The 19,525-nt window shown below is 60.0% G+C and carries 20 protein-coding genes; 14 read left to right on the top strand and 6 right to left on the bottom strand.

Translation table 11 applies throughout. From position 1 onward, the window contains the following. Positions 1-50: 50 nt before the first annotated feature. Positions 51-1,040, top strand: coding sequence for an Ldh family oxidoreductase (locus JJQ51_RS08835; protein WP_269244592.1), 990 nt, complete (start codon positions 51-53; stop codon positions 1,038-1,040). A 347-nt stretch (positions 1,041-1,387) separates the two neighbouring features. Here the strand turns inward: JJQ51_RS08835 and JJQ51_RS08830 are convergent, their stop codons facing one another. The 4 genes from JJQ51_RS08830 to JJQ51_RS08815 form a co-directional block, all read right to left on the bottom strand. Next, positions 1,388-2,704: a glucoamylase family protein gene (locus tag JJQ51_RS08830; RefSeq protein ID WP_145635905.1), complete on the bottom strand. Its 1,317-nt coding sequence runs from the start codon at positions 2,702-2,704 to the stop codon at positions 1,388-1,390. 279 nt (positions 2,705-2,983) lie between these two features. Further along, positions 2,984-3,547, bottom strand: a complete 564-nt coding sequence (locus JJQ51_RS08825; protein ID WP_113420394.1) for a TetR/AcrR family transcriptional regulator — start codon at positions 3,545-3,547, stop codon at positions 2,984-2,986. A 1-nt stretch (position 3,548) separates the two neighbouring features. Next, a complete protein-coding gene (locus JJQ51_RS08820; protein WP_113420393.1) occupies positions 3,549-4,013 on the bottom strand; it encodes a nuclear transport factor 2 family protein in 465 nt (154 codons plus the stop codon). An 83-nt stretch (positions 4,014-4,096) separates the two neighbouring features. Further along, on the bottom strand, positions 4,097-4,960 hold the full coding sequence (locus tag JJQ51_RS08815) for a DMT family transporter (protein ID WP_269244591.1): 864 nt from the start codon (positions 4,958-4,960) through the stop codon (positions 4,097-4,099). 108 nt (positions 4,961-5,068) lie between these two features. On the opposite strand from JJQ51_RS08815, the gene JJQ51_RS08810 reads away from it, so the two are divergent. The 12 genes from JJQ51_RS08810 (at position 5,069) to JJQ51_RS08755 (ending at position 16,778) form a co-directional block, all read left to right on the top strand. Then, complete coding sequence (locus JJQ51_RS08810) at positions 5,069-6,478, top strand: aminotransferase-like domain-containing protein (RefSeq protein WP_113420391.1); 1,410 nt, start codon at positions 5,069-5,071, stop codon at positions 6,476-6,478. A gap of 161 nt (positions 6,479-6,639) precedes the next feature. Beyond that, positions 6,640-7,296, top strand: a complete 657-nt coding sequence (locus JJQ51_RS08805; protein WP_069614823.1) for a response regulator transcription factor — start codon at positions 6,640-6,642, stop codon at positions 7,294-7,296. Beyond that, on the top strand, positions 7,293-8,669 hold the full coding sequence (locus JJQ51_RS08800; protein ID WP_113330897.1) for a sensor histidine kinase: 1,377 nt from the start codon (positions 7,293-7,295) through the stop codon (positions 8,667-8,669). Before JJQ51_RS08805 ends, JJQ51_RS08800 begins: the two co-directional genes overlap by 4 nt. Before the next feature lie 104 nt (positions 8,670-8,773). Next, the gene (locus tag JJQ51_RS08795; protein ID WP_113352947.1) at positions 8,774-9,457 is read left to right on the top strand and encodes an MtnX-like HAD-IB family phosphatase; all 684 of its coding nucleotides are present in this window, start codon (positions 8,774-8,776) and stop codon (positions 9,455-9,457) included. 20 nt (positions 9,458-9,477) lie between these two features. Continuing rightward, positions 9,478-10,896, top strand: a complete 1,419-nt coding sequence (locus JJQ51_RS08790; protein ID WP_269244590.1) for an aspartate aminotransferase family protein — start codon at positions 9,478-9,480, stop codon at positions 10,894-10,896. Between the two features lie 4 nt (positions 10,897-10,900). Beyond that, complete coding sequence (locus tag JJQ51_RS08785) at positions 10,901-11,854, top strand: arginase family protein (RefSeq protein WP_113352945.1); 954 nt, start codon at positions 10,901-10,903, stop codon at positions 11,852-11,854. After that, positions 11,851-12,204 (top strand): EamA family transporter, encoded by a 354-nt coding sequence (locus tag JJQ51_RS08780; protein ID WP_069614805.1) that lies wholly within the window; start codon positions 11,851-11,853, stop codon positions 12,202-12,204. The genes JJQ51_RS08785 and JJQ51_RS08780 overlap by 4 nt, the downstream gene beginning before the upstream one ends. Then, a complete protein-coding gene (locus JJQ51_RS08775) occupies positions 12,201-13,073 on the top strand; it encodes a fatty acid desaturase family protein (RefSeq protein WP_269244589.1) in 873 nt (290 codons plus the stop codon). Before JJQ51_RS08780 ends, JJQ51_RS08775 begins: the two co-directional genes overlap by 4 nt. Further along, the gene (locus tag JJQ51_RS08770; protein ID WP_269244588.1) at positions 13,063-13,878 is read left to right on the top strand and encodes an alpha/beta hydrolase; all 816 of its coding nucleotides are present in this window, start codon (positions 13,063-13,065) and stop codon (positions 13,876-13,878) included. Before JJQ51_RS08775 ends, JJQ51_RS08770 begins: the two co-directional genes overlap by 11 nt. Beyond that, positions 13,859-15,007, top strand: coding sequence for a peptidogalycan biosysnthesis protein (locus tag JJQ51_RS08765; RefSeq protein WP_269244587.1), 1,149 nt, complete (start codon positions 13,859-13,861; stop codon positions 15,005-15,007). The genes JJQ51_RS08770 and JJQ51_RS08765 overlap by 20 nt, the downstream gene beginning before the upstream one ends. Continuing rightward, the gene (locus JJQ51_RS08760) at positions 15,007-15,438 is read left to right on the top strand and encodes an EamA family transporter (protein WP_113330890.1); all 432 of its coding nucleotides are present in this window, start codon (positions 15,007-15,009) and stop codon (positions 15,436-15,438) included. Before JJQ51_RS08765 ends, JJQ51_RS08760 begins: the two co-directional genes overlap by 1 nt. An 8-nt stretch (positions 15,439-15,446) precedes the next feature. Continuing rightward, complete coding sequence (locus JJQ51_RS08755) at positions 15,447-16,778, top strand: class I SAM-dependent methyltransferase (protein WP_442967295.1); 1,332 nt, start codon at positions 15,447-15,449, stop codon at positions 16,776-16,778. On the opposite strand, the gene JJQ51_RS08750 is transcribed toward JJQ51_RS08755, so the two are convergent. Beyond that, on the bottom strand, positions 16,719-17,567 hold the full coding sequence (locus tag JJQ51_RS08750; RefSeq protein ID WP_113352939.1) for a MipA/OmpV family protein: 849 nt from the start codon (positions 17,565-17,567) through the stop codon (positions 16,719-16,721). The genes JJQ51_RS08755 and JJQ51_RS08750 overlap by 60 nt on opposite strands. A 401-nt stretch (positions 17,568-17,968) precedes the next feature. Here JJQ51_RS08750 and JJQ51_RS08745 point away from each other — a divergent pair, with 401 nt between their 5' ends. Continuing rightward, positions 17,969-18,715 carry a phosphatase PAP2 family protein gene (locus JJQ51_RS08745; RefSeq protein WP_269244585.1) on the top strand — a complete coding sequence of 249 codons (747 nt, stop codon included), beginning with the start codon at positions 17,969-17,971 and terminating at the stop codon, positions 18,713-18,715. Between the two features lie 21 nt (positions 18,716-18,736). Here JJQ51_RS08745 and JJQ51_RS08740 read toward each other — a convergent pair whose 3' ends face one another. Further along, a complete protein-coding gene (locus tag JJQ51_RS08740; RefSeq protein WP_269244584.1) occupies positions 18,737-19,378 on the bottom strand; it encodes a DUF1007 family protein in 642 nt (213 codons plus the stop codon). Positions 19,379-19,525: the final 147 nt, after the last annotated feature.

Here is a 19,525-nt window from a genome sequence, read left to right as displayed (position 1 = left end):
GAAGGCGTAGAAAGCCTTTGTCTTCCCATATGTTTTCAAGGTCTTGTCCCATGCATCTGTTGCTTGCCGAAGCCGAAACATTGGTCATGGAGGCTTTGCAGCGAAACAGGGTAAGTGCGGAGAACGCTCGTTCCGTGGCTGTCGCGCTTGTCGCGGCGGAGGCTGCCGGGCAGAGTGGCCATGGTCTGCGCCGTGTCCCCGCCTATGCCGGTCAGGCCAAGGTCGGCAAGGTCGATGGCTTCGTCACACCGCAGCTGAGCCGGCCCTTTCCGGCCGTGCTGCGCATCGATGCCGGCAATGGCTATGCCTATCCCGCGCTCGATCTTGCTGTTGCCGAGCTTCCGGCCGTCGCCCGCGAACAGGGGATTGCGCTTGCCGCCATCAGCCGCTCCCATCATGCCGGTGTCATGGGCCTGACGGTGGAGCGTTTTGCCGATCAGGGTCTGGTGGCGCTGATGGTCGCCAATGCGCCGGCCTCGATGGCGCCCTGGGGCGGCAAGACACCGGTTTTCGGCACCAATCCGATTGCTTTCGCTGCGCCGCTGCCCGGCGAGGAGCCTGTTGTCATCGACCTGGCGCTGTCGAAGGTGGCGCGTGGCAAGGTGATGGCGGCGCGGCAACAGGGTGCCCCGATCCCGGCTGACTGGGCTTTCGACCGCGAGGGGAGGCCGACCACGGATGCCGAAGAGGCCTTGGCCGGCACCATGATCCCGGCCGGCGATGCCAAGGGTGCGGCACTTGCCCTCATGGTCGAAATTCTGGCCGCCGGTCTGACCGGTGCGAATTACGCCTTCGAGGCTTCCTCGCTCTTTGACGACAAAGGCGCTCCGCCGGCGCTCGGCCAAACGATCATCGCGATCAATCCGGCGGCGACGAGTGCTGCCGATACGGCTCAACGGCTGGCTTTGCTGGCGGGTGAAATCACCCGCGATCCGAATGTCCGCCTGCCGGGTCGGCGCGGGCAGAGTTCGCGGCGTCTTGCGCTGACGGAGGGGATTACTGTCGAGGACGAGGTGATCGCGGCGATCGAGAGGCTTTGAGATGTCAAAGGCGCTGGTCGGGTGAGTGTGTATTTGCCGCGCTTTCAAACACGCCCCTCACCCCAGCCCTCTCCCCGCAGGCGGGGCGAGGGAGTTATCGCGCAAAGCAGCGCGCTACACGGATGAGAGGCAAGCAATTCCAGGAAAAGTGCGTAGCGGTTTTCCGTCCGGAATTGCGAGAGAACAAAGAGATAGAGCATTTCGCGATTCGAAGAAAAGCGAAATGGCTCTAGTTGGCTGGCTCTATCGTCCCCTCGTCCCGCCTGCGGGGAGAGGGCTAGGGTGAGGGGCCAGGCACATCGTCACGACATTGACGGAGACGCCTGACTGCCACCCTCGATCCGCTCTCACGCGATGGCCGGCTTCTCGTTCAGCCAGCCGCCGGTAAAGCCGGCGCGCTCCAGGCCGGTGCGGAGGATCGGCGATTGCCGCATCAGGTTCCAGATCATGCCGGTACGGGCGTTTTCGATCATCATGACCAGCAGGCCCTGGTCGATGGCGACGGAGCGGTCGTCCACCCATCCTTCCGGGCCGGGGCCTTTGACGCTCGGATTGAAGCCGCCGGGGAAACGGCCGTCGAGCAGCAGGTTGGGGTAGGTCGAAAGCAGCGCCCGCGTGCCGTCGAGTGCGGCCTGGCGGTCGAACGCGAGGCAGGACAGCGGTCCCCATGGGGCGATGGTGCCGTCGTCGGGACCGAGCGGGGCGCCGCGGGCGGCATAGCCGAAGACCTTCGGGGCATAGCGCAGGCTGTGCTTGGTGCCTGTCGGGTTCGGGCCGTCGCAGGCGGAAAGGCCCCAGATATCCTTCGTATAGCCGACAAAATGGCCGGGATTGCGCTCGGTATAGTCGCGCTGCACTGATATCGCCGTTTGCGTATTGCGGAAATAATCGATGTCCTTGTCGGCGACATGCTTGTCGCGGATGCCGCGAAAATCGATCCAGGCATGCGAGAAGAGGTGGATGAACAGCGGCCCGGCATAGAGGAAGGGCGTGTCCTTGAACATCATCCAGGTGTAGGTCGAGGCAAAGGCGTCGTAGCTTGATGGCGGGACGGGATGCGTGGGCGAGCCGAGCGCCAGCACATAGAGGAAGATCGCCTCGTCATAACCCTGGTAGCGCCAGCGCAGGAAACCGCTGGCCGGCTTCCAGCCCATGCTGATGGTCTGGCCCTTGTTCAAGGCCCAATGCCAGTCGCAGCGCTCATAGAGGAATTTCGCCTGCTTGCGGAGATCGCGCTCGACCTGGCTGTTTCCGGTGAAATAAGCGGCTGCGGTCAGCACGCCGAGCAGCAACAGGCCCGTGTCGATCGTCGAAAGCTCACTGTTCCAGGCGCGCTTGCCAGTTTCCATATAAAGGAAGTGATAGTAGAAGCCGCGATGGCCGGTGGCGCCACGCTCGGTGCCCTGCTGGCTGTCGGCGAAGAAATCGAGGGCGGCCAGCACCCGTTTGGCCGCATCGGCACGGCTAATCCAGCCACGCTCGACGGCGACCGGATAGCTCGACAGCGCAAAGCCGACCGCAGCAATGCTGCAATGGCTCGTCTTGATCGACGTATCCGCCACCAGTCCGTTTTCCGGATTGGTGTAAAGCATGAAATAGTCGAAGGCCGAACGTTGCAATCGGTCGATCAGCGCGTCGTCGGTTTCAGTTACCTGCTGCAGCATCTTCTATCCATCTCCTCGATGCTCCCATTCCCTGCTGAACATAGGAGCTTGGATAGTTGCAAATCAAACATGATTAACGATGACATACTTTTGTGGAGGATTCTTTAATATCAGTGGGTTGTTGAGGTGGTCATCCCCAGCCCTGAGGGCTTGAAGATGTCCTTTCCAGGTGATTTTCGGCGATATCGCCAGCAGAAGCGCACGAATAGCGGTCGGCGCGAGCCTGTTCGAAAAGGGGCGAAGCATTGGCTATGTGGTGATTCGTGTCGATGAAACGGTTTAGCCGAGCGCCGTTTCCAGCCGTCGCTTCAGCCGCGCCAAGGTTCTGCCAAACACTGCCTCATCCCCAAGGGCTCTGGCAAGGGTCAAAGCGCCCTGTATGCCGATGACGGCCTCTTCGGCGAGCATTTTCGCCTCGGTGCCTGGCGCTCCGGCCCTGAGCAGAGCGCCGGCAAGCGCTTCGACCCAGCGATGGAAATAGTTACGTATAGCGGTGGAAAAGCGATCGCGCGTTTCATCGAGCGCGAAGGCGCCAATCAGGCAGACCCGGCGGCCGGAGCGGAAATAGCTGTCTGTCGTCTCCCACATGCGGGCAATCGCTGACCGTGGCTCGCCCTCTTCCAGCGGCTTGAACATCTCCGTCACGAACCAGGCATCGATATTGGCCATGATCTCCGCCGCCATTTCTTCCTTGCCGCCCGGAAAGAAGTGATAGAGGCTGCCTTTCGACAATTTCGTGCGGGCGGTGATCTCGCTCATCGACGCACCTTCGTAGCCGAGTTCGCGGAAGACTTCGGCAACGAGGGCGATGGCATCGGATCTTTCGAAGACGGTACGCACCATCTCAAAGGCCGAGGTCGGAGAGGCCGGGATGATCGTCCGGACGGCGGCCGAGCGGCCAGTGGAATTTCCGGTCCTCTTCTTTAATCGGCATGTCGTTGATGGAGGCGAAACGGCGCTGCATCAGGCCGTCGGCATCGAATTCCCAGTTCTCATTGCCGTATGAGCGGAACCAATGGCCGCTGTCGTCATGCCATTCATAGGCAAAGCGCACGGCGATGCGATTGCCCTCGAAGGCCCAGAGTTCCTTGATCAGCCGATAGTCGAGTTCACGTGCCCATTTGCGCGTCAGGAATTCGACGATTTCCTTGCGGCCACGCGGGAATTCGGCGCGGTTCCGCCACTGGCTGTCTTCCGTATAGACCTTGGAGACGCGTTCCGGATCGCGGCTGTTCCAGCCATCCTCTGCCATGCGGACCTTGGCGATGGCGGTTTCGCGGGTGAAAGGCGGGACGAGTGGGGTCGGCATGATGCGCTCCTTCTAAACTGATTTGTCGTTAATAGACCTATCGGTTTAGAGGGTCAAGCGCCGTGATTTGCCGGGTGATGGACTCAATTGGCGAATTTTCGCGCTCCGGCGACGCAGGCGACGACGGCCAGGGTCACGACGAGCATCGACCAGCTGACGCTTTCCTTGAGGAGGGCTGCGGCAAGCGCAAAGCCGAAGAAGGGCTGCAGGAATTGCAGCTGGCCGACAGCTGCAATGCCGCCCTGGGCGAGCCCGCGATACCAGAAGATGAAGCCGATCAGCATGCTGAAGAGCGAGACATAGAGGAGGCCGAGCCAGGCAGGACCGCCGATGCCGTCAATGCTGTGCGGCATGGTCATGAAGCAGAGCGCGACGGTGACGGGCAGGGACAGGACCAGAGCCCAGCAGATGACCTGCCAGCCGCCGAGCCGCCGCGAGAGCACAGCACCTTCGGCATAGCCAAGGCCGCAGATGATCACGGCTGCAAGCATCAGGAGGTCGCCGACAGGCGAGGCCGACATGCCTTGCGCAAGCGCATAGCCGCAGACCAGCGCACTGCCGAGGATGGAGAATATCCAGAAGGCCGGGCGTGGCCGCTCGCCGCCGCGCATCACGCCGAAGATGGCGGTTGCCAGCGGCAGCAAGCCGATGAAGACAATGGAATGGGCCGATGTGACGTGCTTTAGCGCCAGTGCCGTCAAGAGCGGAAAGCCGACGACGCAGCCGAGGGCGACGATGACGAGCGAGGTGATATCGCCGCGGGTCGGGCGCTTTTCGCGAAAAGCGAATAGCAGGCCGAGGCCCAGGAGGCCGGCGATTGCGGCTCGGGCAACCGTCAGGAACAGAGGGTCGAAATCCATCACGGCCACCCGCGTCGCCGGCAGGGAGCCGCTGAAGATGACCACTCCCGCCAAACCATAGATCCATCCTGTCGTCGTCCTGTCCATCGCGCATGCTCCGTCTTGATCTTCGCGGTATCGACGCATTTGTGTGGCCAAGCCAGAGACGGTGCAGTACAATTCATAGGAACTGTTATGGTGTAAGGGGCAGTACGGATGGATGGTCTGTCGGTGGCAAGCGCAGGCGGCGGCACGCGCATCGAGGGAGTGATGGCTGCGATTTCCGACCGTATCGCCACTCGCAGCCTGATGCCAGGCGCCCGGCTTCCCTCTGTGCGCAGCTTCGCAAAGACGATGCAGGTGTCTGTTTCAACCGTGGTCGAGGCCTATGAGCGGCTTGCCGCAGAGGGCACGATCCGTTCGCGGCCGGGTGCCGGATTTTACGTCTGCGGCCCGCTGCCGCCGCTTTCCTTGTCCGAGACCGGAGCAAGATCGGATCGCAACGTCGATCCGCTCTGGATTTCCAGGCAATCGCTGGAGGTGGGAGACGATGTCCTGAAGCCCGGCTGCGGCTGGCTTCCACCCTCCTGGCTGCCGCAGGCGGCGTTGCGCAGGGCGATGCGAACGCTGGCGCGTGGAGACATGGCAGCGCTTGCCAATTACGGGACGCCGCTGGGCCTGCCGCCGCTGCGGCAGTTGCTCGCCCGGCGCCTTGGCGAACATGGTATCACGGTGTCGCCGGATCAGATCCTGCTGACGGAATCCGGCACGCAGGCGATCGATCTTCTCTGCCGTTTCCTGCTCGAGCCGGGCAATACCGTGCTCGTGGACGATCCCTGCTATTTCAATTTTCATGCGCTCCTGCGGGCGCATCGTGCCAATGTCGTCTCCGTACCTTTCACGCCCACGGGGCCGGATGTCGAGCTGTTCGGGCAGATCCTCGAACGGCACAAACCACGGCTCTACATCACCAATTCAGCCATCCACAATCCGACGGGTGCGACGCTCTCGCCCGTGACGGCACACCGGCTGCTGAAGCTGGCGGATGCTGCCGGGCTGACGATCATCGAGGACGATATCTTCGCCGATTTCGAGGATGTTCCGGCGCCACGTCTCGCTGCCTATGACGGGCTCGACCGGGTGATCCATATCGGCAGCTTTTCAAAGACGCTTTCGGCCTCGGTGCGCTGCGGCTTCATCGCGGCGCGGCGGGATTGGATCGACGGTCTTGTCGATCTCAAGGTTGCCAGCAGCTTCAGCTGCGGGCAATTGTCGGCCGAGCTTGTCCATCTCGCGCTGAAGGATGGCAGCTATCGCCGGCATGTCGAGGCCCTGCGGGTACGGCTTGCCAAGACCATGGCGGAGGTGTCGACGCGGCTGGAGGCGATCGGCATCGTGCCTTGGCTGAAGCCCCGGGCCGGGATGTTTCTATGGTGCCGGCTGCCGGAAGGGCTCGATGCCGCCGATGTCGCGCGTGCCTGCCTTGCCGAAGGCATCGTCCTTGCGCCCGGCAATGTTTTCAGCCTCTCGGATACGGCCGGACGCTTCATGCGCTTCAATGTCGCGCAGTCGACTGATCCTCGGATTTTCCAGGCGCTGGAGGCCTCCATGCGGAAACTGAGATAGTATTTTCCGCCAGTGGATTGCGGAGCGTTTTCGGCCTGTTCGGAAGATGCAGGACGCCCCCGCTCTTGCCAGGCAGAAATGATCCGTCATAGCTTTGCCACATCGCCGCTCCAATTGCGGCCGATATCGGCTATGAAATATTCGGCTAAGTGAGGTTGGTCGTGCGCGTTCTGCTTGTTGAAGACGACAATATCCTCGGATCATCGCTGAAGAAGGCGCTGGAAAAGCACGCTTATGGCGTCGACTGGATGCGCGATGGCGAATCCGGCCTCGAGGCGGCGGCGCATTCCCATTTCGCGGCGATCGTGCTCGATATCAATCTGCCGCAGCTGAGCGGCATGGAGGTGTTGCGGCGCATCCGCCAGCGGGGAAATTCCGTGCCCGTGCTGCTGCTGACGGCGATGGATTCCGTGCGCCAGAAGGTGGAAGGCCTCGATGAGGGTGCCGACGACTACCTGGTCAAGCCCTTCGATCTCGACGAGCTGCTGGCGCGGCTGCGCGCGCTCATCCGCCGGCGCGACGGGAGGACCGAAAGCGTCATCCGCTGCGGCGACGTGGAAGTCGACCCCTCCGCCATGGTGGCGCGCAAAGGCAATGTGCAGGTCCATACCACGGCGAAGGAATTCCATCTCCTGAAGCTGCTGATGGAGCGCAGCGGCCGATATGTGACGAAGAACGATATCGAATATGCGCTCTATGACGCGGAAAACACCGTCGAGAGCAATACGATCGAAGTGACGATCTACAATCTGCGCAAGAAGCTCGGCACGGATTTCATCAAGTCGATCCGTGGCGTCGGTTACATGATTGAGCGATGAACAATTCCACGCTTACCCGCAAGCTGTTTCTGCGCATCGCGCCTGTCGTCGTGGTGACGATCGTCGTGATCGCAGCTTTCGCCTTCAACAGCGCGACGCGGGAGATCAACAATATCTACGATGCCCAGCTCATCGACGATGCGAATGTGATCTGGAGCCTGCTGCGTCGCCCGCTGGAGAAGAATCCGGACCATACGGCCAAGCAGATCGACGATATCGACTTCAACATGGACAATCAGCTGGCCTTCAATGAAGACGCCGATGATTATGCCGATGCGCACATGTTTCGCGCCTGGGTCGATGGCAATATCCGCTTCTACAGCAGCACGGCCTTTCTCTCCGATGTGCCGCAGCAGAAGGTTGGCTTCACCACGCTGACCTATGGGGGAGATGAGTGGCGCGTTTATTCCCTGCCGATCCCGAACACGACCATCGTGATCGAGCTCGGCGAGAAGATCGCGCTTCGCGAAACGCTCGTTTCCAACATTCTCCTCAATCTGTTCTTTCCGCTGCTGATGCTGGTGCCGGTCATCGGCTTTCTCATCTGGCTCGGCATCAATAGTGGTCTGCGCACCATCCACGGGCTGGTGCGGCAGATCCGCACGCGATCGCCCGATGATCTCTCGGCTATCCCCGTTGAAGAGCTGCCGCGCGATCTGCTCCCGCTTGGCCGGTCGATCAATCAGCTGCTGGAAAAGCTCGGCCAATCGTTGACACTGGAGCGGCGCTTCTCCGACCTTGCCGCGCATCAGTTGCGCACACCCCAGGCGAGCGTGAAGCTGCTTTTGCGGATGCTCGAACACAGCGACAGCGATCACGAGCGGCAGGCGATCATTTCCGATCTCGTGGCCAGCAACAACCGTACCATCCATCTGATCGAGCAGCTGCTGCGGCTCGCCAGGGTCAGCCACCATCCCCTCAATCTGACATCGGTGCCGCTCTATCACTGGATGGCGTCGCTTATTGCCGAATTCGGCAACATCATCACCAGCCGCGAGCTCGAGGTCGTGCTCGAAGGGGACGAGCCGATCCAGGTCAGGACGGACGAGTCGCTTCTGCGGATGCTGGTTACCAATCTGCTCGACAACGCCATCAAATACACGCCCGTCGGAGGGGAGATCAAAGTTTCGATCGCTTCGGAGGACGGTTTTGGCTGCATTTCCATCAGCGACAGCGGTCCCGGCATCCCGCCGCATGAGAGGGAGGCGGTATTCCAGCGCTTCTATCGCCTCAACACACTTCACACTGAAGGGGCAGGCCTTGGTCTCGCTATCGTTGCGGATACGGCGGACCGTCTCTCGGCAACGGTCGACCTTTCTACCTCACGTTTGGGTAACGGTCTTCAGGTCGATCTAAGATTGCCCTTGAGTTAAAAGTACAACGCCTCGTCGTTTTTCATTTTCGCATCATTTTCCGCTCATGCCCGGCTCATCTCAGGTTGTTAGACGCAACTTAGGATTAGGCGAAGGGGTATTTCATGCAGGTGTTTTGCGATTTTGATGGAACCATATCCATCGAAGACGCGACGGATATGGTGTTGTCTCGTTTCGCCGGCCCCGAGTGGGAAGATATCGAGCAGCTGTGGAAGCAGGGGCTGATCGGCTCTGGTGAATGCATGCGCCGGCAGATCGCTCTCATCCAGGCAAGCCGGGGCGAGCTCGACCGGTTTCTCGACACGCTGTCGATCGATTCGGGCTTCGAGAGTTTCCTGTCCTTTTGCCGCCGCGACGAATTGCCTGTCACGATCGTCAGCGATGGTGTGGACTATTTCATCCGGCGCATCCTGGCGCGTCACGGCATCGAGGGTCTGCCGATCGTCGCCAATGTGCTGACCTGCAGCGTTTCGCAGGGCCGCGAATCCTATTCGCTGTTTCCGCCGTTTACGGCGACGGGCTGCGTATCCGGTGCCGGTGTCTGCAAATGCCGCGTCGTCGATAGCAGCGACCTGCACGTCTATATCGGCGACGGGCGTAGCGACTTTTGTGTTTCCGACAAGGTCGACCTCGTTTTCGCCAAGGCCAAGCTTGTCGATTACTGCGAGGAAAACGGCATTCCCTATGTCGGCTTCGAAGACTTCTCCGATCTGCTTCCAAAGATGGAAGCCGTTCTCCCGAGCGTCGAGCGACGCTCCCGTGCACTGCCGCAAGTCAAGACGGCGTGAACCAGACCAAGAGGCATTGAATGAAAACGAATGTAGCCGAAGCCTTCAGCGGCGAGACCGAGTCCGTCCGCTCCGAAGAGGAATTGCGCGCTCTTGAGGAGCTCTATTGCTCCCATGGCGATACGGTTCACTACACGGATAAGCCCAAATTCTTCGAGGAATGCGAAGGCTCCTATGTCTACGATCGGACCGGCACACCGTTCCTCGATCTGCAGATGTGGTACTCCGCCGTCAATTTCGGCTATCGCAACGAGCGCCTGAACGAAGCCGCCCATCGCCAGCTCGACCGTCTCCCGCAGGTCGCGTCGCAATATCTGCACCGCGAAAAGGTGGAGCTTGCGGCGATGATCGCCCAGGATGCCGAGCGTAAGTTCGGTCACAAGGGTCGCGTTCACTTCAATGTCGGCGGCTCGCAGGCAGTCGAGGATTCGCTGAAGCTCGTGCGCAATTATACAGGCGGCAAGAGCCTGATGTTCGCTTTCGAAGGCGGCTATCACGGCCGCACGCTCGGCGCTTCGGCTATCACGTCAAGCTATCGCTATCGCCGCCGCTACGGCCATTTCGGCGATCGCGCGCAGTTCGTTGAATTCCCCTATTACTTCCGCGGCCCGAAGGGCATGTCGAAGGAAGAATACGGACATTACTGTGTCCAGAAATTCGCCCGCCTGTTCGAAAGCGAATATAACGGCGTCTGGGACCCGAAGGCCGGCAAATCCGAATATGCGGCCTTCTATATCGAGCCGATCCAGGGCACGGGCGGCTACGTCATTCCGCCGATGAACTTCTTCGTCGAACTGAAGAAGGTGCTCGACGATCACGGCATCCTGCTCGTCGTCGACGAAATCCAGATGGGCGTCTACCGCACCGGCAAGCTCTGGTCGATCGAGCATTTCGGCGTTTCGCCGCATGCGCTGATCTTCGGCAAGGCGATCACCAACGGCCTCAATCCGCTTTCCGGCGTCTGGGCTCGCGAAGAGCTGATCAACCCGACGATCTTCCCGCCCGGCTCCACGCATTCGACCTTCGCCAGCAACCCGATGGGGACTGCCGTCGCGCTTGAAACGATGAAGATGTTGGAAGAGCAGGATTTTGGCGCTGCGATCATGGAAAAGGGCGCGCATTTCCTCGACGGGCTGAAGCAGCTGCAGAAGCGCCATGCCATCGTCGGCGAAGTCGACGGTCTCGGCCTCGCCCTGCGCATGGAAATCTGCAAGGACGACAGCTACACGCCGGACAAGGCGACGATGGACTGGATGTGCGATGAAGGCATGAAGGGCGACCTTCAGGTCGGCGGCAGGACCTACGGCCTCGTGCTCGATGTCGGCGGCTACCACAAGAACGTCATCACCTTCGCTCCGAACCTGCTGATCACCCGCGAAGAGATCGATCTGGCGCTTGCGCTCCTCGATCAGCTTCTGACGCGTGCTGCCCGGAGATAAGACGGTGCAACTGCTGCTTCTTCATCTCGATGATGCTTTGGAGTTGCAGCCTGACTTTGTGCGCGCCTGCAAATTTGCCGGCGCGCACCAGTATTTCGGCAAGAATGCGGGGCAACAGGTTCGGCTGTGGAGCAAACAGAGCGCCCTTGATGATCTCAGTCGCGAGATCGTCAAGAACAGGCCGACGACCGGCAAGGACCCGCAATTGTGCTTCATGGGCTCCGGCGATTTCCACCATGTCACGGCCTTGCTGCTCGATGGCGCGCTCGAGCGACAATCCGGTGCGGCCACACTGATCCATTTCGACAATCATCCGGATTGGGTCAAGTTCGACGGCGGCATGCATTGCGGCTCCTGGGTCAATCGCGCCCTTGCCAATCCCTGCATCCAGAAGGTCATTACGATCGGCGTCTGCAGTCATGATCTTCGCAGCCCCGAGCGCAAGGGGGCCAACCTGCATTGGCTCGCCGACGGCAAGCTGGAACTCTATCCTTACGAACATCCGCCGAGCCGTGTACTGGCCGATTACGGCACCGGTGCCAGCTACCGACAGGAAAGAGGTGCGCTGCACTGGAAATCGATCGCCGAAATCGGCGAGGAAAATTTCATCGATCATATGCTCAGCCGCATTCGCACCGAGGCGGTCTACGTGACGATCGATAAGGACGTGCTGGCCGCCGACGATGCCGTTACCAATTGGGATCAGGGCCGCATGCGGTTGCCCTATCTCCTCTCCCTCATCAGCGAAATCGGCAGCCGTCACCGCATTATCGGCGCCGATGTCATCGGGGATTATTCGACCCCGAGTTATGCTGGCAGCCTTCGGACACAGTTCATGAAGCGCGCGGAGATCTTCATCGATCAGCCGCGTATGCGGCAGGGTGCCGAAACAATGAGAAACATCAACAGCGCGGCCAATCATGCCCTGCTGGAGGTGCTGGCGGAGTATATGCAATGACTGGCAGCCTGACACTTCCCATGCTTGGGCTCATCCTGTTCTGCGTGGTCGCGGAAACCGCCCGCGAAGTCTGCTTCAAGCAATCCGCCAGTGAGAACGCCCCCTTTAAGGCACTGGCAAAACCGGTCACCTGGCTCGGCATTCTGCTCTGGGCCGTGGAGCTTTTCGCCTGGACGGCCGTTCTGGAGCACGTGCCACTGACCATCGCCTTTCCGCTGATGGCGATGAGCTATGTCGTCATCGTGCTCGCCGGCGCCGTCATCTTCAAGGAAAACATCAACCTGCGCCACGCGACGGGCGTGTTTCTCGTCACCGCCGGTGTGGTTTGCGTGGGAGTTACAGGACTATGAAAATCTTTGCGCACACCCGATGGGATCTGGCACCGGTGCTTGCCGCCGTCGCCCATCTCGCCTTTGACGTCTATCTGATTGTCGGCTTCGAAAGCCGGCCACTTTGGCTCTCGGCCATTCTCGGCTGCCTTTATGCCGTTTCGATCTCCTGGAACATCAACAGCATATCGCACAATTTCATCCACACGCCCTATTTCAAGCCGCGCTGGATGAACTACGGCTTCAGTCTCCTGGAGTCGGTCGCGATCGGCTTTTCGCAGACCTATTATCATTGGGTGCATATGCGCCATCATTCGGGCAACAGCGACCGTCCGAATGAAAAGGGCGAGACGATCGACATGCTCTCGATCTATCGCTATGGCCGCGACGGCCAACCGGAAAACGTCTGGTCCTATACGTTCCTGAGCTTCTTCCGGGACAGCCTTGGCGACATCCACAAAGCGATTGCCCGCAACCGCCCCTTCGATGCGGCTTGGGGGCGTTTCGAGCTCTATTTCTTCTTGGGGCTTGCCGCGGTCGCGCTGATCTACGATTGGAAGGCGGTGCTGTTCTTCGTGCCGTTCTACTATATCGGCAATTGCCTGTCGTCGCTGAACGGCTATTACGAGCATCTGAACGGCGATCCGGACGAGCCGATCGCCTGGGGCGTTTCGAGTCACAAGCCTTTCTACAACTGGCTCTGGTTCGGCAATGGCTATCATGCCGAGCACCATTATCGTCCCCGCACCCACTGGACGAAGCTGCAGGCGCTGCACGAGCAGATCAAGGAAGAGCAGGAAAAGAACGGCACGCATGTGATCAGCACCTGCCATGCGCTTGGCTTCATGGCCAAGGAAAACCGGCAGTCGGAGCTATCTCATGAAAGCTGATGAATTGAGCTTCTTCATGGAGGGCTCAAATGGCAAGGGCGTCCTTCTGGTCCACGGACTGACGGGTGCGCCTGCCGAAATGAAACTGGTGGCTCGACATCTCAACCGCAGGGGCTACAGTATCTATGCGCCGCTGCTGGCGGGCCACGGCGTCGATGCGAAGACGTTGCGCCAGACCCGCTGGGAAGACTGGCTCGCCTCTGTCGTCGAAGCATCGGAGCTGCTGGCATCCAGAACGCAGGAGGTGTTTGCCGCTGGCATCTGCGTCGGTGGCAAGCTCGCTATGCTGGCTGCCGAACAGCAGAAGAAGACCATCGGCGCGGTGGCGATCTATTCTCCCTGCTTCAGTTACGACGGCTGGGACGTTCCTTTCTACTATCCGCTGCTGGCCTCGCAGATTGGCTGGCTGTCGCGCGTTCCGTTCCTCGACCGGCTGAGCTTCAGCGAGACCACCTCGCTCGGGATCAAGGACGAGCGCATGCGCCGGCTGATCGAAGGCATGGCGAGCGAAGGGGTTCTGGAAAAATTCCCCGGCAAGGGCCTGGTCGAGATGCATCGGCTGGGTAAGACGCTTCGCAGCCTGCTGCCGCAGATGCAGACGCCGACGCTGATCCTGCATGCCGAGGACGACGATCTCGCCAGCCCGAAGCATGCCCGCTATATTTCCGAGCATATCGGTGCTCCGCATGAGCTGAAATGGATCACGGACAGCTATCATATGATCCATGTCGACCGGCAGCATCGGCAGGTGGCCGATTTCACGGCCGACTTCTTCGAGGCGCGTCATGTCGCAGCCGCTGCTTAAAATCGTGCCGCAGCCCATGGGTGACCCGGTGGCCGAAGTTCACTTCAGCATCCGCGCCATCGGCCGCGACGCATGGAATGCATGCTTCCCGAATGACGTCGAGGATTATGATTGCCTGCTGGCGATCGAGGAAGCCGGCCTCGAAGGATTCGAATGGCGCTATATCACCGTTACGGAGGGTGGGCGCGTGAGCGTCGCCATGCCGGCCTTTCTCTGCCTCTACGCTCTCGATACGACGCTGGATGAGGGATTCCTGCGCCGGTCCGTGCGCAGGGTGCAGCGATATTTTCCAGGTTTTCTGAAGCTGCGCCTTGCATGTTTGGGATCGCCCTGCACCGAGACCGGTGCGATCGGCTTTCATCCCGACATCCCGCAGGAGCGTCGTCGCGTCCTGCTGACGAAGATGTTGTCCTTCTTCGAGCAGGTTGCCGTGACGGAGCGGTGTGCGCTGATTGGTCTGAAGGATATTCCGGAGCAGGCTTCGGCCGAGTTCGGCGATCTGTTTGCCGCGCGCGGCTATGCCTCGATCGGCGCTCTTCCGACGGCGTGGCTCGACATCGATTTCAAGACGATCGACGAATATCTCGCCAGGCTTTCGGCTGGCACCCGCAAGGATATGCGCCGCAAGATGAAATCCTTCGACCAGGTCAGGGTGGAGATGCGGACGGATTTCGGCGAGTTCCTGCCTCAGGTGATGGCGCTCTATCATGACACGCGCAATCGCAGCGAATGGCAGTTCGAGGAGCTGACGCCTGCCTATTTCCAGGGCATTCTCGCCCATATGCCCGGCCGCTCTTTCTGCGCCTTCTATTTCGTCGAGGACAAGCTGCTTGCCGCCAATCTGATCGTGCATAACGAGCGCGTGGCTATCGACAAGTTCTTCTGCATGGATGGGGAAAAGGGCCGGCCCTATAATCTCTATTTCATCAGCTGGTTTACCAATCTGCGTTACTGCCTGGAGAACGGCCTGGGTCGTTATCAGAGCGGGCAGGCTCACTATGCAAACAAGGTGCGCCTCGGCAGCAGGCTGACCGCCAATGCGATGTATTTTCACCATCGCAATCCCTTGCTTCAGAGTGTGCTGCGACTGGTATCGCCGCTGTTCTCGACAGACGAGGCGGATGCGTAATGCCCAATATGCGGTTTTTCTGGCTTGCCGTGCCGGTGTTGAGCACCCTGTACCAAGTCCTCATCAAGCTCGGCGCCGGGCAATTGCACGATGAAGGTATGCAGGCATGGCTCTGGCAGGCTCTCTCCTCTCCATGGATATTGGTGGCTATCGCCATCGAGATCGTCGGTTTCTTCATCTGGATGAGTGTGCTGGCCGAGCTCGATCTCAGCCGCGCCTTTCCGCTGACGGGCATCAGCTATGTGCTGATCGTCGCGACCGGCTGGTTCGTCTTCGGCGAGCGGGTGGTCGCCCTGCAGATGGTCGGCAGCGGCTTGATCCTGACGGGCGTCTGGCTGATTGCAGGCGCCGGTGTCGAGACGGAGGAGCATCATGAGGAATTGGAGCCGAAGCAGGAGGAACTGCGTACGGGGACCGGCAAGGATAGGTGATGTCCAACATGCAAGCTGACAACCGCCCCAAGGGCAAAACCCCCGCCATTTTCTCCAGCCTTGTCGACTGGTGCCTGAAGCGTGGACTTTCCTCCATCGTCACGCGGGGCGCGCTGACCGTGACGACGGCCAGCGGCCGTGTGCTGACCTTCGGCGACGGCACGGGTGCGCCGGTCCATGTCCGTTTCACCGATGACCGTGCTGAATGGGCGCTCCTCATCGACGCCGATAAGCGGCTGGGCGAACTCTATATGGATGGTCGCTTTATTGTCGAATGCGGCACGCTTTACGATTTCGTGGCGATGATGCTGCGTGAGGGGCAGAACAGCACCCACCCCCTTATTGCCCGCATCATCGATCATATCCGGACCAAGCTCAGGATCTTCCGCCATCGTAACCTGCCCGGGCGCTCGAAAGCCAATGTCGCCCATCATTACGATCTCGACGGCCGGCTCTACGAGCTCTTCCTCGATCCGGACCGGCAATATTCCTGCGCCTATTTCGAGCATGCCGACCAATCGCTTGACGACGCGCAGATTGCCAAGAAGCGGCATCTCGCCGCCAAGCTTTTGATCGAGCCGAACAACAGCATCCTCGATATCGGCTGCGGCTGGGGCGGCCTCGCGCTGCATATGGCCGAACATGCGCCGGGCGGTTACGTGCTCGGCGTGACCCTCTCAGAGGAGCAGCACGACTATGCCTCCAAGCGGGTTGCCAACAGGGCCAGGGGAACGCCGGCTGAGGTGCAATTTGCGCTGAGGGACTATCGCAGCCTGACCGGCCGCTTCGACAGGATCGTTTCCGTCGGCATGTTCGAGCATGTCGGGCTTGCGTCCTATCGCACCTTCTTCCGCAAATGCGCTGAGCTGCTGGAGGATGACGGCATCATGGTGCTGCACACCATCGGCTGTTCGGCGACACCGGGCTTCACGACGCCGTGGCTCGACAAATATATCTTTCCGGGAGGTTATATTCCGGCACTGTCGGAGATCGTGCCGGAGATCGAGGCGGCCGGACTTGCCATCACCGATGTCGAGGTGCTGCGGCTGCATTATGCCAAGACGTTGGAGGCATGGCGGGAGCGTTTCATGGCGCGCTGGGATGAAGCCGCCAAGCTCTACGACGAGCGCTTCTGCCGTATGTGGGAATATTATCTTTCGACGGCGGAGGCCGCCTTCCGCTACGAGGATCTCGTCGTCTTCCAGATCCAGATCGCCAAGCGCAACGACATCATTCCGCTGACGCGCAACTATATCGCCGAGAATGAAGCGAAGAGCGCTTCAAAACTTGACGTTGAAGGTTCTGTTGAGCGTAAAGCCGATGATGTTCTGGTCGGGTGAGCCGAAGCGCGAGGTGATCGGGCTGTCGGCCGCATCGCCCACCAGACGGTTATATTTTCCGTAAACCTGTACGCTCCATTCCGGCGAGATCGTATAGGTCGCCGCCACGGTGAAGCCGACCGATTTCACGCCGGCACCGGCATCGAAGGCATTGATATGGCCATGCCTCGCGGCTTCACTTTCCGAGATGCCGAAGTTGGTGCGCATATAGACCGAATTTGCCATCGACAGGCGAGGGCCGGCGGACAATAGCCATTTGTCTCCGAGCGGCTGGAACCAATCGAGGGCGAAATCGCCGACCAGTCCATCGCCGCCCCAAAGCGACTGGCGGATCTCCGTGCGGAAGCGGAGCCGATTATCCATGAGCCAATATTGGGCGAAGCCGCCCGCATCGAAATTCCAGCGCACCTTGCGCTGGCTTTGCAGATGCAAATCATTGAGATCGAAGCGATCGTCTCTCAAGCCGACCACAGGGCCGATTTCGAGGCCTCCGAGATCGAAGAGCTGGTAATCGAAATTGTCGTCCGGTGCGCTGTATTCCTGCGCCTCGCCCAAACGATGGATGTCGAAGGACGGCAAGGCGCCGAAGGTATAATGCTTCGATCCCTCATAGCTCGGGCCATATTCCACGGTTGCGCCAAGCGTCACGACCCAGGTATCGGATGAGGATTTGGCTGCATCGTCCGCCCTGGATGAGGCGGGAAACATGCCGACAATAGACGCTGCCAGCAGCCCCGTTCCGGCCAGCGCAGACAGCCGGGCGGAGAAAGATGTCCCAACATTTAACACTCGAAAACACCTGATGCCTGATCGCCCCTGCAGCACTACTAGCACAGCTCGCGGCCTGGAAAATAGCGGAAAGTTCGAAAGCAAACACGGCGTCTACCCTCTTGCCGAATTGCCTTTTGCACGGCTCGTGGAGGCGATGCTGGTCTGGTTCATTGACGGTATCCTTTATCGTGATCCTTGAGCAGGAAACGACGCCGACCACATCCTCCCTGCGCCGGCTGCAGCAAATTCGCGTCAAGATAGAGACAGTTTATTTCACGAACCTGAAGCGCCTGCGGCACCGAACATATCATCGCGGCTTTGATCGATTGGAACCCGCGCATTTTATTCCTAGATAGGGTTTGTCCGGGCTTTGTTCGTGGACGAAACGATATGAGAGCAGGCAAGGCGGGTTTTAGCGCATGAAGGGTCGGCCGTTAGGCACATCGGGTATTCCTGGATGGTTGAACCGCTATGAGCCCTTGCTGCTTGTAATGTTCGCCGCACTTTCGGGCGGAATTCTTCTTTTCATCTATCTCACAGGAGAGGTGCTCGAAGGCAGCACGAAGGGATTCGACGAGGCGATCCTGCTGGCGCTTCGTCAGCCCGGCGATCTCTCTGTGCCGATCGGTCCGGGTTGGCTGACCCATGCGGTCAAGGACATAACAAGCCTCGGCGGAACGACTGTGCTTGCGCTGATGACGGCGCTGGTGACGATCTATCTGTTGCTCGACCGGCAGCGCGCCATCGCGATCTTTATCCTCGCTTCGGTACTGGGCGGATGGGCGCTGAGCACAGCCTTGAAGGTTGGTGTCGCGCGGCCGCGGCCGGATATCGTACCGCATTTGGTCGAGGTTCACGATCTAAGCTTTCCGAGCGGCCATGCGATGGTGTCGGCCGTGACCTATCTGACCCTTGCCGCGCTGATCTCAGGCACGCGAACCTATCGCTCGACGCGGGTCTTCATCGTCGCGGCCGGTATTCTGCTGACGTTGATGATCGGCGCGAGCCGGATCTATCTCGGCGTGCATTACCCGACCGACGTCCTCGGCGGCTGGTGTGCCGGTGCGAGCTGGGCGCTCGCCTGCTGGATCATCGCCCGCCGCTATATATCGCCTGCTGCAAGCGGCAAGAGGCCTGCCGAAGACGACGGTCCGCCTTTCGAGTGAGGGAAGGTGTCCTTGGCAGGATCAGCACTGGACTTCGAGCCGCGTCGCCACCAGCAGTGAGTAGTCCGTGCCCTTCGGATCGCTGAAGAACATGCTTGTCAGTGCGGCCTGGTTTTCCGCCATGACTTCCTTCGGGTTGGGTCTGATGACCTTGCGCTTGCAGCGGCCGAAGGCCGGCCCCGATGTGCTCAAATCGTTGTCGGTTGCGAAATCGACCGCCGTATAGAGCGTCTTGTCGTAGATCCCGAAGATGGTGGTTCCCTTGAGGAAGGTCTTCTGCTCCGGCTTCAGCGAAAAGGTCAGCGTCAGCGAACCATTCTTGTAGTCCGCCTGGATCGCATCCGGCTTGGCCATCGGCACTGTTTTGCCGTTGCTGGTGACGTTCGTGTAGTAGTCATACTGCGCCAGCGAATCCCGAACCGTCTTTCCCACCGCCTTGAGCTCGGTTGCGCTCAAAGCTTGGTCGCCGCTCTTGCCGTAATCCATAAGGACGGAAGAGGTGAACACTTCGTCGAAGCTCCAGACATTGCGCAGCTCGCTGATGGAGCCGTCAGGCGCCGAGACGACCTCGAACTTGGCGTCGATGAAGATATGCGGATGGGCAAGCGCGGGAACGGGCAGAAGCGACAGTATCGCCATCAGCAGGGAAGTTTTTCTTTTCATGCGTGCAATACCAAGTTCCATAGGCCCATCCGATGCTCAGACCTGAACGTCAAATGAGACTGATTTGAGACCCGCGCTTCGGCCGCCGAGCGAAGGTGGGTGAGGGGAGAAACATGCTTGCCGCCATCTCTGAGCATGTTTACGAAT

Origin of the sequence: Rhizobium sp. AG207R (genome assembly GCF_027109195.1) — a bacterium.
GTDB classification, from domain to species: Bacteria; Pseudomonadota; Alphaproteobacteria; order Rhizobiales; family Rhizobiaceae; genus Rhizobium; species Rhizobium dioscoreae.
This window is presented reverse-complemented; position numbering and strand designations above follow the sequence as displayed.

Coding starts and splice junctions, on each gene's coding strand:
- JJQ51_RS08765 (WP_269244587.1), top strand. CDS start 13,859: ATGTCGCAGCCGCTGCTTAAAATCGTGCCGCAGCCCATGGGTGACCCG.
- JJQ51_RS08835 (WP_269244592.1), top strand. CDS start 51: ATGCATCTGTTGCTTGCCGAAGCCGAAACATTGGTCATGGAGGCTTTG.
- JJQ51_RS08780 (WP_069614805.1), top strand. CDS start 11,851: ATGACTGGCAGCCTGACACTTCCCATGCTTGGGCTCATCCTGTTCTGC.
- JJQ51_RS08790 (WP_269244590.1), top strand. CDS start 9,478: ATGAAAACGAATGTAGCCGAAGCCTTCAGCGGCGAGACCGAGTCCGTC.
- JJQ51_RS08740 (WP_269244584.1), bottom strand. CDS start 19,378: ATGAAAAGAAAAACTTCCCTGCTGATGGCGATACTGTCGCTTCTGCCC.
- JJQ51_RS08745 (WP_269244585.1), top strand. CDS start 17,969: ATGAAGGGTCGGCCGTTAGGCACATCGGGTATTCCTGGATGGTTGAAC.
- JJQ51_RS08795 (WP_113352947.1), top strand. CDS start 8,774: ATGCAGGTGTTTTGCGATTTTGATGGAACCATATCCATCGAAGACGCG.
- JJQ51_RS08755 (WP_442967295.1), top strand. CDS start 15,447: ATGCAAGCTGACAACCGCCCCAAGGGCAAAACCCCCGCCATTTTCTCC.
- JJQ51_RS08800 (WP_113330897.1), top strand. CDS start 7,293: ATGAACAATTCCACGCTTACCCGCAAGCTGTTTCTGCGCATCGCGCCT.
- JJQ51_RS08760 (WP_113330890.1), top strand. CDS start 15,007: ATGCCCAATATGCGGTTTTTCTGGCTTGCCGTGCCGGTGTTGAGCACC.
- JJQ51_RS08770 (WP_269244588.1), top strand. CDS start 13,063: ATGAAAGCTGATGAATTGAGCTTCTTCATGGAGGGCTCAAATGGCAAG.
- JJQ51_RS08820 (WP_113420393.1), bottom strand. CDS start 4,013: ATGCCGACCCCACTCGTCCCGCCTTTCACCCGCGAAACCGCCATCGCC.
- JJQ51_RS08775 (WP_269244589.1), top strand. CDS start 12,201: ATGAAAATCTTTGCGCACACCCGATGGGATCTGGCACCGGTGCTTGCC.
- JJQ51_RS08825 (WP_113420394.1), bottom strand. CDS start 3,547: ATGGTGCGTACCGTCTTCGAAAGATCCGATGCCATCGCCCTCGTTGCC.
- JJQ51_RS08830 (WP_145635905.1), bottom strand. CDS start 2,704: ATGCTGCAGCAGGTAACTGAAACCGACGACGCGCTGATCGACCGATTG.
- JJQ51_RS08815 (WP_269244591.1), bottom strand. CDS start 4,960: ATGGACAGGACGACGACAGGATGGATCTATGGTTTGGCGGGAGTGGTC.
- JJQ51_RS08810 (WP_113420391.1), top strand. CDS start 5,069: ATGGATGGTCTGTCGGTGGCAAGCGCAGGCGGCGGCACGCGCATCGAG.